At 59.1% G+C, this 17,431-nt stretch carries 13 protein-coding genes; 10 read left to right on the top strand and 3 right to left on the bottom strand.

The genetic code is table 11. The features are described from left to right. The first annotated feature begins 15 nt into the window (after nucleotides 1–15). The 10 genes from rlmN to N2A98_RS21715 all read left to right on the top strand — a co-directional run bounded on the left by rlmN (nucleotide 16) and on the right by N2A98_RS21715 (nucleotide 10,974). Complete coding sequence (gene rlmN, locus N2A98_RS21760) at nucleotides 16–1,164, top strand: 23S rRNA (adenine(2503)-C(2))-methyltransferase RlmN (RefSeq protein WP_003194014.1); 1,149 nt, start codon at nucleotides 16–18, stop codon at nucleotides 1,162–1,164. Between the two features lie 12 nt (nucleotides 1,165–1,176). Beyond that, complete coding sequence (gene pilW / locus N2A98_RS21755; protein ID WP_044268096.1) at nucleotides 1,177–1,935, top strand: type IV pilus biogenesis/stability protein PilW; 759 nt, start codon at nucleotides 1,177–1,179, stop codon at nucleotides 1,933–1,935. Continuing rightward, nucleotides 1,935–2,930 carry a RodZ family helix-turn-helix domain-containing protein gene (locus N2A98_RS21750; protein WP_044268094.1) on the top strand — a complete coding sequence of 332 codons (996 nt, stop codon included), beginning with the start codon at nucleotides 1,935–1,937 and terminating at the stop codon, nucleotides 2,928–2,930. Before pilW ends, N2A98_RS21750 begins: the two co-directional genes overlap by 1 nt. A 2-nt stretch (nucleotides 2,931–2,932) precedes the next feature. Then, complete coding sequence (gene ispG / locus N2A98_RS21745; protein WP_003175952.1) at nucleotides 2,933–4,042, top strand: flavodoxin-dependent (E)-4-hydroxy-3-methylbut-2-enyl-diphosphate synthase; 1,110 nt, start codon at nucleotides 2,933–2,935, stop codon at nucleotides 4,040–4,042. 23 nt (nucleotides 4,043–4,065) lie between these two features. Continuing rightward, nucleotides 4,066–5,355: a histidine--tRNA ligase gene (hisS, locus tag N2A98_RS21740; protein WP_275622629.1), complete on the top strand. Its 1,290-nt coding sequence runs from the start codon at nucleotides 4,066–4,068 to the stop codon at nucleotides 5,353–5,355. 41 nt (nucleotides 5,356–5,396) lie between these two features. Further along, nucleotides 5,397–6,038 (top strand): YfgM family protein, encoded by a 642-nt coding sequence (locus N2A98_RS21735; RefSeq protein ID WP_032895393.1) that lies wholly within the window; start codon nucleotides 5,397–5,399, stop codon nucleotides 6,036–6,038. Then, a complete protein-coding gene (gene bamB / locus N2A98_RS21730; protein ID WP_003194009.1) occupies nucleotides 6,031–7,182 on the top strand; it encodes an outer membrane protein assembly factor BamB in 1,152 nt (383 codons plus the stop codon). Before N2A98_RS21735 ends, bamB begins: the two co-directional genes overlap by 8 nt. A gap of 260 nt (nucleotides 7,183–7,442) precedes the next feature. Then, nucleotides 7,443–8,912 carry a ribosome biogenesis GTPase Der gene (gene der, locus N2A98_RS21725; RefSeq protein ID WP_003194008.1) on the top strand — a complete coding sequence of 490 codons (1,470 nt, stop codon included), beginning with the start codon at nucleotides 7,443–7,445 and terminating at the stop codon, nucleotides 8,910–8,912. Between the two features lie 134 nt (nucleotides 8,913–9,046). Next, entirely contained in the window at nucleotides 9,047–10,195 is a 1,149-nt protein-coding gene (locus N2A98_RS21720) for a pyridoxal phosphate-dependent aminotransferase (protein WP_047711723.1), read from the top strand. Further along, nucleotides 10,183–10,974 carry an amidohydrolase gene (locus N2A98_RS21715; protein WP_032897777.1) on the top strand — a complete coding sequence of 264 codons (792 nt, stop codon included), beginning with the start codon at nucleotides 10,183–10,185 and terminating at the stop codon, nucleotides 10,972–10,974. The genes N2A98_RS21720 and N2A98_RS21715 overlap by 13 nt, the downstream gene beginning before the upstream one ends. A 179-nt stretch (nucleotides 10,975–11,153) precedes the next feature. Here N2A98_RS21715 and leuA read toward each other — a convergent pair whose 3' ends face one another. From leuA to N2A98_RS21700, 3 genes are all read right to left on the bottom strand, one after another. Further along, nucleotides 11,154–12,833, bottom strand: coding sequence for a 2-isopropylmalate synthase (leuA, locus tag N2A98_RS21710; protein WP_275622628.1), 1,680 nt, complete (start codon nucleotides 12,831–12,833; stop codon nucleotides 11,154–11,156). Nucleotides 12,834–13,198: 365 nt separating this feature from the next. Then, nucleotides 13,199–16,783: a membrane-targeted effector domain-containing toxin gene (locus N2A98_RS21705; RefSeq protein WP_275622627.1), complete on the bottom strand. Its 3,585-nt coding sequence runs from the start codon at nucleotides 16,781–16,783 to the stop codon at nucleotides 13,199–13,201. A 117-nt stretch (nucleotides 16,784–16,900) separates the two neighbouring features. Continuing rightward, nucleotides 16,901–17,173, bottom strand: coding sequence for a hypothetical protein (locus tag N2A98_RS21700; RefSeq protein ID WP_275622626.1), 273 nt, complete (start codon nucleotides 17,171–17,173; stop codon nucleotides 16,901–16,903). Nucleotides 17,174–17,431 lie beyond the last annotated feature (258 nt).

Here is a 17,431-nt window from a genome sequence, read left to right as displayed (position 1 = left end):
AGTGAGGGTGAATCCATGACTACATCGACTGTTAAAACCAACCTGCTGGGTCTGACTCAGCCGGAAATGGAGAAATTCTTCGACTCAATCGGGGAGAAGCGTTTCCGTGCCGGTCAGGTAATGAAGTGGATTCACCACTTTGGCGTCGACGATTTCGACGCCATGACGAACGTCAGCAAGGCCCTGCGCGACAAGCTCAAGGCCATTGCCGAGGTGCGTGGTCCCGAAGTGGTCAGCGAGGACATATCCAGCGACGGTACCCGTAAGTGGGTCGTGCGCGTGGCGTCCGGCAGCTGTGTCGAGACCGTGTACATTCCCCAGGGCAAACGTGGCACGTTGTGCGTTTCGTCCCAGGCAGGCTGTGCCCTGGACTGCAGTTTCTGCTCCACCGGCAAGCAAGGCTTCAATAGCAACCTCACCGCCGCCGAAGTCATCGGCCAGGTGTGGATTGCCAACAAATCCTTTGGCAGCGTCCCGGCGACCGTCGACCGTGCCATCACCAACGTGGTGATGATGGGCATGGGTGAGCCGCTGCTGAACTTCGACAACGTGATTGCGGCCATGCACCTGATGATGGACGACCTGGGCTACGGCATCTCCAAGCGCCGTGTGACCCTGTCGACCTCTGGCGTGGTACCGATGATTGATGAGCTGGCCAAGCACATCGACGTCTCCCTCGCGTTGTCGCTGCACGCACCTAATGACGCATTGCGTAACCAATTGGTGCCGATCAACAAGAAGTATCCGCTTAAGATGCTGCTCGAGTCGTGCCAGCGTTATATGGCGACCCTGGGTGAGAAGCGTGTGTTGACCATTGAGTACACCATGCTCAAGGACGTCAACGACAAGCTGGAGCACGCTGTCGAGATGATCGAATTGCTCAAGGACACCCCGTGCAAGATCAACTTGATCCCGTTCAACCCGTTTCCCCATTCTGGCTACGAGCGGCCGAGCAACAACGCCATCCGTCGTTTCCAGGATCAACTGCATCAGGCCGGCTATAACGTCACTGTGCGAACCACCCGTGGTGAAGACATCGATGCCGCGTGTGGCCAATTGGTAGGGCAGGTGATGGACCGCACCCGCCGCAGTGAACGTTATATCGCCGTGCGCGAACTTAACGCCGCTGAAGATTTACCGCAAATCGCTGTGAATCGAATCTGAGAGAGGATCTCTATGCCCTTGCGCCTTGCGCTGCTTTTACTCTTTACCGGCCTGGTGGCCGGTTGCGTTTCATCGGGCCATGACAGCCCGTTGCGCACTGATAAAGGCCGTGATGAGGCGCGAGTTGCCTATGTGCAACTGGGTTTGGGGTATCTGCGCCAAGGCATGAGCGAGCAGGCCAAGGTGCCGTTGAAAAAGGCCCTGGAGCTGGACGCAGATGATGCCGATGCCAACGCCGCGCTGGCCCTGGTGTTTCAGGCTCAGGCCGAGCCTGAGCTGGCCGATCGCTATTTTCTCAAGGCCCTGGCCTCCCGTCCTGCCGACCCGCGGCTGCTGAACAACTACGGCAGTTTTCTGTTCGAGCAGCAGCGGTATGACTTGGCATCACGTTATTTCCAGCAAGCCGCCACCGATACCCTCTACCCGCAGCGTTCGCGGGTGTTCGAGAACCTCGGTGTGACCTCGATGCGCCTCGGCCAGCGCGACAGCGCCCGCCAGCAACTGGAAAAAGCCCTGCATTTGAATAGTCGCCAGCCACGGGCATTGCTCGAAATGGCTGAGTTGTCTTACGAAGACAGGCATTATGTGCCGGCACGTGACTATTACGAGCGTTTTAGCCTGCTCAGCGGGCAAAATGCACGTAGTCTATTGCTCGGTGTGCGCCTGGCGACGGTTCATGAAGAACACGACACGGCCGCACGTTTTGGCCAGCAACTCGAACGACTCTATCCCGGTACGCCGGAATATCAGCAATACCTGTCGGAGCAATGATGAAAGCCGCGCACCCGGAAGATGTAGCAGCTAATCGCGTCAACCCAGGCGAAACCTTGCGCCAGGCCCGCGAAAGCAATGGTTGGTCGCTGGCGGAAGTGGCCCTCAAGCTCAATTTGACCAGCACCTCCCTGGCCAACCTGGAAGCTGGCGCGTTCGACAAGCTGCCTGGGCACACCTTTGCCCGCGGCTATATCCGCGCCTATGCCAAATTGCTGGGTATCGATCAGGCTGTGCTGGTCCAGGAGTTCGACCAGTTCACCGGCACCGATGCCCAGGGCAGTAATGTCCATGGGTTGGGGCGTATCGAAGAGCCAACGCGGGTTTCCCACACCATTTTGCGGATTGTCAGCCTGTTGTTGCTGATCGCCGTGGTCGGCGGCGGTTTTGTCTGGTGGCAAGACCAGACCTCCCAGCGCAACAAAGACCTGACCAGCAACGCCATGGAACATGTCGAAGTCGAAAGCGCCGACGGCACCACCCAGATTCACCCCCTGGACGAGCCGGAAGACCAGGCCGTGGTAGAAGGGCAAGCCGCGTCGCAAGCGCCGGCCACTGCCGAGCAACCGGTGCCAGACGCTGGCACGGCCCCGGCTGCGACGGCTGCGGTACCCACCCCGGCTGCTCCGACCACTGCGGCAGCACCCGTGGCCCAGGCTCCGGTGGTTCCGACACCTGCACCTGCGACCCCTGCGCCAGCCGCACCCGCAGCGCCGGCGATGTCGCCTCCCACCAGCCCTGCGTTGATCGCCGGTGATGGGCGCGTACAAATTACCTTCATCGCTGACTGCTGGACGCAGGTCACCGATGGCAACGGCAAAGTGCTGTTCAGCGGTTTGAAGCGTAAGGGAGATACGCTTGACCAGGGCGGCAAGCCTCCTTTGACGCTGCGTCTGGGCTTCGCCCGTGGCGCGCAAGTGGCCTACAACGGCCAGCCTGTAGACGTGGCGCCGTTCACCAGTGGCGAGACTGCTCGCCTCAAGTTGGGACAATAGTCATGCACGGCGAATCTCCAATCAAACGTCGCGTATCGCGCAAGATCTGGGTCGGCTCGGTGCCGGTGGGTGGCGATGCCCCTATCGCAGTGCAGAGCATGACCAACAGCGACACCAACGATGTGGCCGCCACCGTGGCCCAGATCAACCGTCTGGAAGCGGCGGGTGTGGACATCGTGCGGGTGTCCGTTCCGGACATGGACGCAGCCGAGGCCTTTGGTCGTATCAAGCAGTTGGTCAAGGTGCCACTGGTTGCCGATATTCACTTCGACTACAAGATCGCCTTGCGCGTGGCCGAACTGGGTGTGGACTGCCTGCGTATCAACCCCGGCAACATCGGGCGTGAAGATCGCGTGCGTGCCGTGGTGGATGCTGCCCGGGATCGTGGTATTCCGATCCGCATCGGCGTCAACGCCGGCTCCCTGGAAAAAGACCTGCAAAAAAAATACGGCGAGCCCACGCCGGCAGCCCTTGTTGAGTCTGCACTGCGCCACGTTGAACACCTTGAACGCCTGAATTTCCAGGACTTCAAGGTCAGCGTAAAGGCCTCCGATGTGTTCATGGCGGTAGAAGCCTACCGCTTGCTGGCCAAGGAAATCGTGCAACCGCTGCACCTGGGCATCACCGAAGCGGGCGGTTTGCGCTCAGGCACAGTGAAATCTGCGGTGGGTCTCGGTATGCTGCTCGCCGAAGGGATTGGCGATACTATTCGCATCTCCCTGGCGGCAGACCCCGTAGAGGAAGTGAAAGTCGGTTACGACATTCTAAAATCCCTGCGTTTGCGTTCCCGTGGTATCAACTTCATCGCCTGCCCGAGCTGCTCGCGGCAGAACTTCGACGTGGTGAAAACTATGAACGACCTGGAGTTGCGCCTCGAAGACCTGCTGGTGCCGCTGGATGTCGCAGTGATCGGTTGTGTGGTCAACGGGCCGGGTGAGGCCAAAGAGGCCCACGTGGGCCTGACCGGTGGTACACCGAACCTGATTTACATCGACGGCAAGCCGTCGCAGAAGCTAACGAATGACAATCTGGTGGATGAGCTGGAAAAGCTGATCCGCGAGAAAGCGGCCGAGAAGGTCGCCGCTGACGCAGCGCTGATCGCTCGCGGCTGATTGACCGAATTTAAGGATCTGATGTGAGCAAGTCTCTGCAAGCCATTCGTGGCATGAACGACATCCTGCCGGAGCAGACGCCACTGTGGCGCTACTTCGAAAGCACTGTCGCGCGCCTGCTGGATAACTACGGTTACAAGCAGATCCGCATGCCGATCGTCGAGTTCACCGAACTGTTCAAGCGCTCCATCGGTGAAGTGACCGACATCGTCGAAAAAGAGATGTACACCTTTGAAGACCGCAACGGCGACTCCCTGACCCTGCGTCCGGAAGGCACTGCCGCGTGCGTGCGCGCCGTACTGGAACATGGCATCACCGGTGGTGGCCAGACCCAGAAGCTGTGGTACATCGGCCCGATGTTCCGCCACGAGCGCCCTCAGAAAGGCCGTTACCGCCAGTTCCACCAGATCGGTTGCGAAGTGTTCAACCTGGACGGCCCGGACATCGACGCCGAGCTGATCGTGCTGACCTGGCGCCTATGGGGCCAGTTGGGCATTCGTGACGCGGTCAAGCTTGAACTCAACAGCCTGGGCACCAGCGAGTCCCGGGGCCGCTATCGTGAGGCCCTGGTCGAGTACCTGTCGGCCCACCTGGACAAACTGGATGAAGACAGCCAACGCCGTCTGAAGACCAACCCGTTGCGCGTCCTGGATACCAAGAACGCCGACACCCAGGCCGTGCTGGTCGATGCGCCGAAAATGGCCGATTACCTGGACGACGAGTCCCGTGTGCACTTCGAGGGCCTCAGGGCTCGCCTGGATGCAGCCGGTATTCCCTACGTGATCAACCCCAAGCTGGTGCGTGGCCTCGACTACTACAGCAAGACCGTGTTCGAGTGGGTCACCGACAAGCTCGGCGCCCAGGGCACCGTGTGTGCCGGTGGTCGCTACGACGGCCTGGTCGAGCAAATGGGCGGCAAGCCGACCACGGGCGTGGGCTTTGCCATGGGCATCGAGCGGTTGATCCTGCTGCTGGAAACCCTGGAGCAGGTCCCGCAAGAGATTTCCCGTCAGGTGGACGTGTACCTGTGCGCCTTCGGCGAGGCTGCCGAACTGGCGGCCCTGGCCTTGAGCGAAAAAGTACGTGACCAACTGCCGAGCCTGCGCCTGCAGGTCAATGCCGGCGCTGGTAGCTTCAAGAGCCAGTTCAAGAAGGCCGACAAGAGCGGTGCGCTGTACGCACTGATCCTCGGCGATGACGAGCTGGCCCAGCAAGTGATAGGTTTCAAACCCCTGCGTGGCCAGGGCGAACAACAGAACATTGCCTTTGATGCGCTCGCTGCGCACTTGGCCACCTGCGTTGTGCAGGGTTGAAGCTGTCGAACAGCCGAATTTAGCGATTAAGGAGTATTGGGGTGTCGAGTACTGATGATGAGCAACTGGCCGACTTCAAGGACTGGTGGCAGCGTAACGGCAAGCCCCTGGTCACAGGCGGCCTGCTGGCGCTAGTGGTGGTGTTCGGCTGGCAAGCCTGGACCAAGTATCAGGCCAACCAGTCCCAAGGTGCCTCGATCGTTTATCAGCAATTGCTGGAAACTACCCTGACCCCGGACGGCAAGCCTGACCCTGCGCAGGTAGCAGACCTGGCCGGCAAGCTGAAGAACGAATTCGGCGGTAGCACTTACGCCCAGTACGGCAGCCTGTTCGTCGCGAAAGTCGCGGTCGACACCGGCAAGCTGGATGACGCGGCCACCGAGCTGAAGGCCATCGCCGACAAGCCGACCAACCCGACCCTGGGTGAAATCGCACGTCAGCGCCTGGCACAGGTATTGGCTGCACAGAACAAGGCTGACGAAGCACTCAAACTGCTCGACGGCGATGCTGACAAGGCATTCGTGGCCACTCGCGAAGAGCTCAAGGGCGACCTGTTGGTCCAATTGGGTCGTACCGACGAAGCCTATGCTGCGTACCAAAAAGCCAAGGCGGCGCTGTCTGATGAAGCAGCGGTCGGTGGCTTACAAATCAAGCTCGACGACTTGGCCAAAGGGGATGCGTGACGTGATCCGTTGGAAACATGCAGCATTGCTGGCTCTGGCCGTTTTGGCCGCGGGTTGCAGCAGCAACAGCAAAAAAGAACTGCCTCCTGCCGAGCTGACCAGCTTCAAGGAAGAAGTAGTCCTGCAAAAACAATGGAGCCAATCCATTGGTGATGGGCAGGGCGACCTCTACAACCTGTTGCAGCCGGCGATTGACGGCGACAACATCGTGGCCACTGATTCCACTGGCGTCGTGGTTGCCATGGATCGCATGAACGGCGACGTGAAGTGGAAGAAAGACCTCGAACTGCCGGTTTCCGGCGGTGTGGGCGTCGGCTACGGCATGGTGCTGATCGGTACCCTCAAGGGTGACGTGGTCGCACTGGACTCCAGCACCGGTGAAGAGAAATGGCGCGCTCGCGTGACCAGTGAAGTGCTCTCGGCACCGGCGACCAACGGCGATATCGTCGTGGTGCAAACCCAGGACGACCGCGTGATCGGCCTGGATGCCTCCACCGGTGACCAACGCTGGTTGTACGACAGCACCCCTGCGGTGTTGACCCTGCGTGGTACCAGTGGTCCGATTGTGACCAACAACCTGGCCGTTGCAGGCCTGTCGACCGGTAAAGTGGTTGCCCTCAATACCCAGAACGGCGTGCCGGCCTGGGAAACCCGTGTGGCCATCCCGCAAGGTCGTTCCGAACTGGACCGCGTTGTAGACATCGACGGCGGCTTGCTGCTGTCGGGTGAAACGATCTACGTCGCCACCTACCAGGGCCGTGTTGCCGCGCTGGACCTGCAAAGCGGCCGCATCAACTGGCAGCGTGATGCTTCCAGCTATGCGGGTGTCGCCCAAGGGTTTGGCAGCGTCTATGTGAGCCTGGCATCCGGCACCGTTGAAAGTGTCGATGAGCGTTCCACCACTGCGCTGTGGAGCAATGACTCCCTGGCTCGCCGTCAGCTGTCGGCACCGGAAGTCTTCTCCAGCTACGTGGCGGTCGGTGACTTCGAAGGCTACCTGCACCTGCTGAGCCAGGTGGACGGTCGTTTTGTCGGTCGCCAGCGTATCGACAGCGACGGCCTTCGTGCGCGTCCGCTGGTGGTGGGTAACATGCTTTATGTGTATGGCAACGGCGGCAAGCTGGAAGCCCTGACCATCAAGTAAAGGTTTGACTATGCTTGGGGTAACCCCCAGGCGGCCCTGCTTCAATGCTCTGTGTAGGAGCGAGCTTGCTCGCGAAGGACGTCAACGATAACGCGGGTTTTCTGGATAAACGCGTCGTTCTCGGTTTTTTCGCGAGCAAGCTCGCTCCTACAGTAGTAGTGCCAGAGTAGGGCATGTGGCATTTCAAATGCCGCCCCGAGCACCAGCCGCTGCCCTGCAGCGGCTTTTGTATTTTCTGAAATAACGAAGTGGAGAGCCGCATGGTTCCCGTAATCGCCCTGGTGGGCCGACCTAACGTCGGCAAGTCCACCTTGTTCAACCGCCTGACCAGGACTCGCGACGCCATTGTCGGCGACTTGTCCGGTCTGACCCGTGATCGCCAATACGGTGAGGCAAAGTGGCAAGGGCGCTCCTACATTATTGTCGACACCGGTGGTATCTCCGGTGACGAGCATGGCATGGACGAAAAAATGGCCGAGCAGTCGCTGCTGGCCATTGAAGAAGCCGATGTCGTGTTGTTCCTGGTGGACGCCCGCGCGGGCTATACCGCCGCTGACCAGATGATTGGCGAGCACCTGCGCAAGCGCAACAAGCGTTCCTATCTGGTCGCCAACAAGATCGACAACATCGATCCTGAGGCAGCCCGTGCCGAATTCAGCCCGATGGGCCTGGGCGACGCGATCCCGGTCGCCGGTGCCCACGGTCGTGGCATCACCCAGATGCTGGAAATCGCCCTGCGCGATTTCCCCAAGGATGACGTCGAGGAAGAAGAGGGCGAGGAAGAGATCGTCGCTGAAGGCGAGGAAGCCAAGCGCATTCCTGGCCCGAGCGAAAAAGACGGTATCAAGATCGCTATCATCGGCCGCCCGAACGTCGGCAAGTCGACCCTGGTCAACCGTATGCTCGGTGAAGACCGCGTTATCGTCTACGACCAACCCGGTACAACCCGCGACAGCATCTACATCCCGTTTGAACGCAACGAGGAAAAGTACACGCTGATCGACACCGCCGGTGTGCGCAAGCGCGGCAAGATCCACGAAGAAGTTGAAAAGTTCTCCGTGGTCAAAACCCTGCAAGCCATCAAAGACGCCAACGTGGTGATCTTCGTAATGGACGCCCGCGAAGGCGTGGTGGACCACGACCTCAACTTGCTGGGCTTTGCCCTGGAAGCCGGTCGTGCGCTGGTGATCGCGATCAACAAGTGGGACGGCATGACGCCGAGCGAGCGTGATTTCGTCAAGATCGAGCTGCAACGCCGCTTGTTCTTCGTCGAATTCGCCGATATCCACTTCATCTCGGCACTGCACGGCACTGGCGTGGGCAACCTCTACGCGTCCGTACAGAACTCGTTCAAGTCTGCGGTCACCCGCTGGCCGACCAACCGCCTCACCCAGATCCTGGAAGACGCGGTGGGCGAGCACGCACCGCCGATGGTCAACAACCGCCGGATCAAACTGCGTTACGCCCACTTGGGGGGTGCCAACCCGCCGATTATCGTGATTCACGGTAACCAGATCGAGAAGGTGCCCAAGTCGTACGTGCGTTACCTGGAAAACACCTACCGCCGTGTCTTGAAGCTGGTCGGTACGCCGATCCGTATCGAGTTCAAAGGTGGCGATAACCCATACGAAGGCAACAAGAACACACTGACCGACCGTCAGGTGAACAAGAAGCGTCGTTTGATGACTCACCACAAGAAGGCCGACAAGAAGCGCCGTGACAAGAAATAACGGCAGCTTTGAGTGGTAAGCGACACGCTGCGAGAGAGGGCTCCTTTGGAGCCCTTTTTTGTGCGCGACCGTTTGTGCCTTGACCCGATGCAATAGGCAGCTTAAAACTTGGGGCTCACCTGCAGGGGCTTTTGATGATCACCAGTAAGCTGCCAAACGTCGGCACGACCATTTTCACCACCATGTCGCAACTCGCCGCCGAAACTGGCGCGCTCAACCTGTCCCAGGGTTTTCCCGATTTCAATGGCCCGCAGGGCTTGCTCGATGCGGTGGGCAAGCACATCGCCCTCGGCCATAACCAGTACGCCCCCATGACTGGCTTGCCGGCGCTGCGCCAGCAAGTGGCGGCCAAGATTGCTCGCAGCTATGGCGCCACGGTGAATGCGGACACTGAAGTGACCATCACGCCTGGTGCCACCGAAGCGATCTTCTGCGCGATCCAGGCGGTGATTCGTAGCGGCGATGAAGTCATCGTGTTCGACCCCAGCTACGACAGCTACGAGCCTTCGGTTGAACTGGCCGGTGGTCGTTGCGTGCATGTGCAACTGAGCCTGCAAGGCTTCGCTCTGGACTTCGAGAAACTCAAGGCTGCGCTTTCACCGCGTACGCGCATGATCATCCTCAATAGCCCGCACAACCCCACTGGCGCCTTGATCAGCCGTGCCGAGCTGGACCAGTTGGCCGAACTGATCCGCGACCGCGATATCTACCTGGTCAGCGATGAGGTCTACGAGCACCTGGTGTTCGACGGTGTGCCCCATGTCAGTGTATTGGCCCATGAGGAGCTGTATCAGCGCGCGTTCGTGGTCAGCTCATTCGGCAAGACCTATCACGTCACAGGCTGGAAGACCGGCTATGTGGTCGCGCCACCGGCCCTTAGCGCCGAACTGCGCAAGGTGCATCAATATGTCAACTTCTGCGGCGTCACCCCTTTGCAGTACGCTTTGGCGGACTTCATGGCCGAACACCCGGAACATGTCGAAGAACTGCCGGCCTTCTATCAGGCCAAACGGGACTTGTTCTGCGACCTGCTGGCGCCTTCGCGCTTGAGCTTCACCCGGGTGACCGGCACTTACTTCCAACTGGTGGATTACTCGCAGATTCGCCCAGACCTGGATGACGTGGCCATGTCCCTGTGGATGACCCGCGAACATGGCGTGGCGACCATTCCGGTTTCGGTGTTCTACCAGCACCCACCCCAAGGCCAGCGCCTGGTGCGCCTGTGCTTTGCCAAACGCGAGGAGACGCTGCGACATGCGGCGCAAAAACTATGCGTGATCTGAGTACATTGCCCAATCTGAACATTGCCCTGGTGCAGACGAGCCTGGCCTGGCATGACCGCCAGGCCAATTTCGAACACTTCGAGTTGCTGCTGGAGCAGGCCAAAGGCGCCGACTTGATCGTGCTGCCGGAGATGTTCACCACAGGGTTTTCCATGGAATCAGCAGCCCTCGCCGAGCCGGAAAACGGCCCCACCCATCATTGGCTACAGGCCCAAGCGGCAAAGTATCAGGCCGTGATAACGGGCAGTGTGATCATCCAGGCCGCCGATGGCAGCCACCGCAACCGCTTGCTGTGGGCGCGGCCGGATGGCGAGGTGTTGCATTACGACAAGCGCCACCTGTTCCGCATGGCCGGTGAACATGACCATTACACCCCAGGCGAGCGCCAGGTGCAGTTCGAATTGAAGGGTTGGCGCATTCGTCCGCTGATCTGCTATGACCTGCGCTTCCCGGTGTGGAGCCGCGATGCCCAGGATACGGACCTGCTGCTGTACACCGCCAACTGGCCAGGTGCGCGGCGTCAGCATTGGAATCGGCTGTTGCCGGCACGGGCGATTGAAAACCTGTGCTATGTGGCGGCGGTGAACCGGGTGGGCACCGACGGCAAGGGCTTTGCCTACACCGGCGATAGTCAGGTGTTGGATTTCCAGGGTGAGACGTTGCTGAGCGCAGGGGAGGCGGATGGGGTGTTTCAGGTGATCCTGGATGCGGCGGAGCTGGCGGCTTACCGTACGAGGTTCCCGGCGAACCTGGATGCCGATAGCTTTCAGTTTGTCTGACGGACCGCTTTCGCGAGCAAGCCCGCTCCCACATGTTGACCGCGTTTAACCTGCAGGAATACGGTTTAAATGTGGGAGCGGGCTTGCTCGCGAAGAGGCCATCAGCATCCCCCAACATCCAAAGCAAAAAAAAGCCCCTGGATTCTCACCCAGGGGCCTTTTGCATTGCTGCGATAACGTTACGCGACTTTGGCTTCCAACTGGCTCAACGAACGGTTCAGCGCACTGAACAGCGCCTTGAAGCTGGCGGTAGTGATGTTTTCATCGATGCCCACACCATGCACCGGGCGTTCGCCGTTAACGCGCAGCTCAATGTAAGCCGCCGCCTTGGCATTGGTACCCGCACCAATCGCGTGCTCGTTGTAGTCCATGATCTCCACACCAATCGGCAGGCCCGCTACCAGGGCTTCCAATGCGCCGTTGCCTTTACCTTTCCAGTGCAGGTTGGTTTCGCCCTGGCCTTTGCCGGAGACTTCCACCTCGACAAAACTGTTTCCGTTCTCTTCCTGCAGACGATGGCTGACCAATGCATACGGCGTGTTGGCTTGCAGGTATTCACGCTGCAGCAAGGCGTAGATCTGTGGCGCGGTCATCTCCAGGCCCACGCGGTCGGTTTCGGCCTGCACCACCTGGCTGAACTCAATCTGCATGCGACGCGGCAAGCTGATGTCGTATTCCTGCTCCAGCAGGTAGGCGATGCCGCCCTTGCCCGACTGGCTGTTCACGCGGATCACCGCCTCGTAGCTGCGGCCAATGTCGGCCGGGTCGATCGGCAAGTACGGCACTTCCCACAAGGCATCGTCTTTCTGCTGGGAGAAGCCCTTGCGGATCGCGTCCTGGTGCGAGCCGGAGAACGCAGTATGTACCAGGTCGCCGACATACGGGTGACGTGGGTGCACCTGGATCTGGTTGCATTCCTCGACCACTTTGCGCACGCCGTCAATGTCGGAGAAGTCCAACTGCGGGTCCAGGCCCTGGGTGTACATGTTCAGCGCCACGGTGACCAAATCGACGTTACCGGTCCGCTCGCCGTTGCCAAACAGGCAACCTTCCACACGGTCGGCGCCGGCCATCAGGCCCAACTCGGTGGCCGCCACGCCGGTGCCACGGTCGTTGTGGGTGTGCAGGCTGATGATCACGCTGTCACGACGGTTGATATGGCGACCGAACCACTCGATCTGGTCGGCATAGATGTTCGGCGTGGCGCACTCGACGGTGGCTGGCAGGTTGAGAATCATCTTGTGCTCAGGCGTCGGGTTCCACACCTCGATCACCGCGTCGCAGACTTCCTTGGCGAACTCCAGCTCTGTGGCGCTGAACGTCTCTGGGGAGTATTCAAAGGTCCACTGGGTTTCCGGCTGCTGGGCAGCGTACTTGACGAACAGCTTGGCGGCGTTGACTGCGATGGCCTTGATGCCGTCCTTGTCCTGGTTGAACACGATGCGGCGGAACGACGGCGAAGTGGCATTGTACAAATGCACAATGGCTTTCTTGGCACCGCGCAGGGATTCGAAGGTGCGTGCGATCAAGTCTTCACGGCCCTGGGTCAGCACCTGGATGGTGGTGTCCTCGGGGATGTGGTTGTCTTCGATCAGGGTGCGCACGAAGTCGAAGTCGGTTTGCGACGCGGCCGGGAACGAGGCTTCGATTTCCTTTACGCCAACGGCTACCAAGGTCTTCCAGAAGCGCAGCTTTTTCACCGCGTCCATCGGCTCGATCAGCGACTGGTTGCCATCACGCAGGTCGGAGCTGCACCAGATTGGCGCTTGGGTAATGGTTTTCGACGGCCAGGTACGGTCCGGGATGTCGATGGTCGGGAACGCGCGGTATTTCGAAGACGGGTCTTTGAGCATGCTCATCGGAAAATCCTTGGTTGTAGGGGCCGAGAAAAGGCGGCCTGCCGTAGTACTGTTATTGGGGATAAAACGTGAAGACGAGGCAGATCGATTCAGCCTGGCAGTCGTGCGCTGACGAGGCACAGGCTGCGGTGCTGGCGGAGCTGAATGAGGGTGTGAGAGGTTTTCATGCAGTCAACCCTAACCGCGAGACTGAGGGATGGCAAGCATCGAAAAAAAATTGGTATAACTTCTATTTTTTTCTGATTTGTTGGTTTTTTATTGTTGGTATTTGCAGGTTTTATAATATTTATTCTCTGTTTGGTTTTTTGTAAGCAATAGTGCTCCACGCAGCCCAAAGGCTGCGTGGTGGTGTTTGCAAGGAGCCCTCAGACGAGCAGGCCATCTATGTTGTATTCGATGTTCACGTCTCCAACGGGTCGAAAGTTGCCGCCCCGTGTGAGTTTGATCGGGGCAGGCTTGGTATGGGGAGGCTGACGAACTCGGCTTGAGGTGCCTTTCAAGGCGGATGATACGGATATCCCGACCGCTCCGGTCTGTTCCGCAATGCCCGGCACACCCACAAAATTATTCATATGCGCGCTACCCACAACGCTCACGAATCTTTCCCAAGGTGGGGTTTTCTGGATGATTTGTGACGCGAAATAGTTGAACTCTGGAAGGCGTTCGTTCAGGTAGCCGGGTTGGGCTCTCCATGCGGCGGCCTTCCCGGAGTGCAGGGTCAATTCGTAGTGCTCGAGCCCTATGACGTTAATGTCGTGTTTTCTGGCTTCGATGATGACGTCCAGCATCGTGGGGCCGCCCGTATATTCGGGGTCATAGTGGCGAGGTGACAGGTATTGAGCATGAGCCTCTGTTAACGCCGAAGCATTTAATCTCGAAGAGCCTTCAATAAACGGGGCGCCTTCAAGGTAAATGGTGGTCACACCGCTATTGGCGAAAGTTTGCATCTGATCAATCAGCAGTTGAAAAGGTGCAGGGTCATTGTGTGATTCACCGATTACGATGCCGCGTACTCCCGGTTGAGAAAGAATATTCTCAATGGCCGTTTTCGGCGAGGTGCTCTTGGACGTCAGTGCAGGTACGGAAGGCCGTTGAGTCGCTCCTGCTTTTCGGAGTTTTTTGTAGTGGGCCTTCATATCGCGCCTGTGCCATCTGCGGATAGTTCTGACTGTCGCATCCGTTGGGTTTACAAAGTCATCGGCAGCTGCCCCCGAGAGCACTCTATCCATATATCGCTCAGGGGCTTGGGGCAGAGCATTGCCTGGTTGAACGCCACCCGTCATCTGATTGAGTCGCCATTCACCATTTCCTGCCGATTGCAGAAACGCCACTGTCCTCTCGCTTCTGGAAGCCGTCGCCGGGGCGTTGGGGTTGATGATATCGACCCGCCCGCTGGAGGCGTGGAACGCTGAGTGGATCTGATAAACCCGGTTTTCTCCGGTAACGTCGGTGTACCGTATATACCAATTACCACCGACGTTATAGGTGCCGTTGGACCCTAGGTGCGCCCCACGGATGACGTCGTCGGCTACGGCGTAAGCACTCAGGTCGCGGTTTGGCACGGCGACCGTGGTCGAGGGGGGCGTGGCGACGATGGTGACGCCGCTGCTGGTGGAGGCGACTGCCGTGGGAGGGATGGCGGGCGCCGGCAGCGCTCTGGGGCCCGAGCGTGCCACCAGCGGGCCGGCTTGGCCGGTGGCTCTGAATACCGCTCGCATGGGGGCCGCACGAAGATTGGAGATGCCTGTGGCAGCCAGGCTGAAGTCACTGTAGATCGTGCGTGCCAAGCCAGGTTTTCTGATCAAGTGCGGCAAGATCTTGCTATTGGCGCGCAGCGCAGTCACACCGGCTTTACCCAGTCGAACACCTGAGGACACCCCTTTACCGATCACGGGTATCAGGTCCGCGAAGATCAAAGCCACTTCGAGGCCGAACTCGATTTTGTTGAGGGTGGATTGCTTCGCCACTTCCTCGCTGCTTACCGACTGATGATCCGCTCGGTCGAGCACCATCTGTACGTGTTGTGTGTACAGGTGTTCCTGAACATCGCCTTCGATCGGCTTCAGGCTGATCGCACTGCCCAGTAGCTTGACCGATGAAATGATCAGTTCAGGGGAGATCAGCGTCAGAGGGTTGTATGCCTTTTCTTTAAGGGCTTCTTTGAATTGCGCGATGTCATCTTTACTGACGGGTGATTTTCTTTTTGCGATATAGGACGCCCACTCACCTTTAGCCAGAAGAGCGTCCAGGGCTTTGTGGTCCGCCACTTCGCGAAAGGTGATGCCGTCGGGAGCCTTGGGGGTGTAAAGCACCAATGCCGAGTCCGTCTGATTGCCGATCACCATCACGCCTTGCACCGCCAACCCACGGTGGACAAGGCTGTTGGCCACGATGTTTTTTCCATCCACTTGGGGGCGCGTGACGGGATTGGGGTGGTCCACTACCGCATCAACCCACTGCACCGCACGCTTGGTGCTAGTGTCTTGCTGGGCTTTTTCCGTGTAAGCGTCGGGATTGAGTTCTGATAAAAACGCCTCCTTGGCCATCGCGTCTTCCAGATTGGCTTTCCAGGCTGTACGCAATTGCGCGGCGCTGCCAACCTCGGTGTCAGTGGCCATCTCCTGTTTGAGCAGCTTGGTGTATTCGCCGCCGACATCGACGGTATTGACCAGCTTTTTAAGCGCGTCGGTGTCCAGGATCACCGGCTTGCCAGCCACGTCCAGTACGGGCCTGCCTTGCGTGTCGAGCAATGCCGAGGTCATTTTTACATCGGTAAACGTGCCCCTCTCGATGGCTGGAAAACCACTGGGATTGTCCAGCGCCAGGTCGGTCAGCGAGACGGAGTGCTGTTTGTCATAAAGCGGCTGGCCAGTCCCACGCCCACCCTGGATGCCGGTGCGGGTGTGTATCTGTACCTTTAATTGGTCAGCATCGACCGCTGCGTTCGGGTACTGCTTCTTGATGGCCGCATTCAGTCTGTCCCGTGAGAAGTCTCCCAGTGACGGGATTTTTGCGAGCAGTGGCGCCAGTGTCTCCAGGCTTTTCTCTTGCACACGCTCCAAATGCAAAAACACCGCTTCTTGAACCGCAGACAGGTTCTTCAACCATTGCGGTTGGTTTTTGTCAGTCAGTCTCGCATCCCGGGCCAGCATCGCATTGCTGCCATCGAGCAGATACGACCAGTCAGCCGCGTGATCGATGCCTTGGGCTGAGGCGTTGTCGAGCAAAGGGCTGGTGGTGCTGCCTGGCGCCAATGCGTTGTCCAAACCGGCCTTGGTTTCTGCTTGCTGGCGCCTGACCATCCAAGCCACGGCTTCTGCCAACACATCCCCGGACGATGGCGAGGCGCTGCGCATCAGGTCATCGCCGGAGAAACCGTCAGCCCGGTTTTGCAGGGCCGGTGGCAGGGTTTGTAGCAATAGCTGGGCCGCGGTGCCGCCTTGATCCAGTCGCTCGGCCAGTGCCTGACGTGCCTGGGCGGGCGTTGCAAACTCTTCGAATCCTTCGCCGGGTGTGTACAGCACGACGGGGCCATGAGTGTCGTTGAGTTCAAGGGTGCGCCCATTCGGCCAGGCAGGCGGCAGGGCCTGTGAACCGTCGTTTTTGGTGATAAGAAACGCGCCCGCCAGCATCGCGCCGCGTTCGGTTTTGTTATCGACCGTGATGGGGTACACACCCAGTCGATCACCATCGGCGAAGTTTTTCTCGCGGGCATCCAGCGTGGGGTATCGCAGCGCGTCGTCGATCAGTGCTTTGCTTTCTGTACTGAGGGTTTGATCGCTGACACGCAAGGCTGCCAGGATCGACAATTGGCGTTTGTGCAGGGTCAACAGCTGATTCAATGGCGACTCGTGCTTGCTCGGGTCTTCATGCACCGGGCTGGCGGTGTTCCAATAGCGTTCAATGGCTTGTGGGTACTGCGTGGCGATGCTGCGCGCGATGGTTTGCAAGGTGCTCGTGGTGGCGGCGGGCAGTGCCAGATCGTCGTCCAGGCTGGTGCGATGAGTGAATTGGGTGTGTATGTCGCGCTCAGGGCTGATCAGCTTGTCGGGATTAGCCAGGATGTCTTAGACCCTCCTGGCCAGGGCGGTCATTAGCGGTTCGGATGACTCCTGTGACACCTCATTGCCGTTAATGCGGTAACGATTGATGCTCATTGTCTCGGCGTCCAGAGGCCGGACGGCGGGGAATGCTTCCTCGAGTTGCGCCTGTATGAAGGCTTTGAAGCTTGGCTGTTGGTTGTGCAGGCGCTGCATGTCCTCCGTCAGGAGGGCGTGTTCAACGGTGTAGGCTAATTGTTTGCTGGGTTTGAAATGTTTCTCCAGGTGGGGGTAACGCATTTGCGCGCTGGCTATGCCGGGCGAAGTGGGGACGGGGGGAGTGTCGGGGGCGTAGGTTGAAGCGCGAGCAAGCGCTTGTGTCGTACTAGACGGCGTGGGAAGAGCGGGGGATGCAGGAACCGCAGAATCGATCAGGACTTGTTGTGCGTGTCGTGCTGCCAAGGCTTGGGTCAGAGAGTACATAGAATGAGTCTCACAGGTTTCGGATTTCCACTGGTCAGGTCATGCTCATTACGCTCCGTGTAAGTTGTGGAATAG

The organism is Pseudomonas sp. FJ2-5-13, from assembly GCF_029201605.1.
Lineage (GTDB): Bacteria > Pseudomonadota > Gammaproteobacteria > Pseudomonadales > Pseudomonadaceae > Aquipseudomonas > Aquipseudomonas lactis.
Note: the sequence above shows the minus strand (reverse complement) of the source record. Positions and strands in the feature narration are given on the sequence as shown.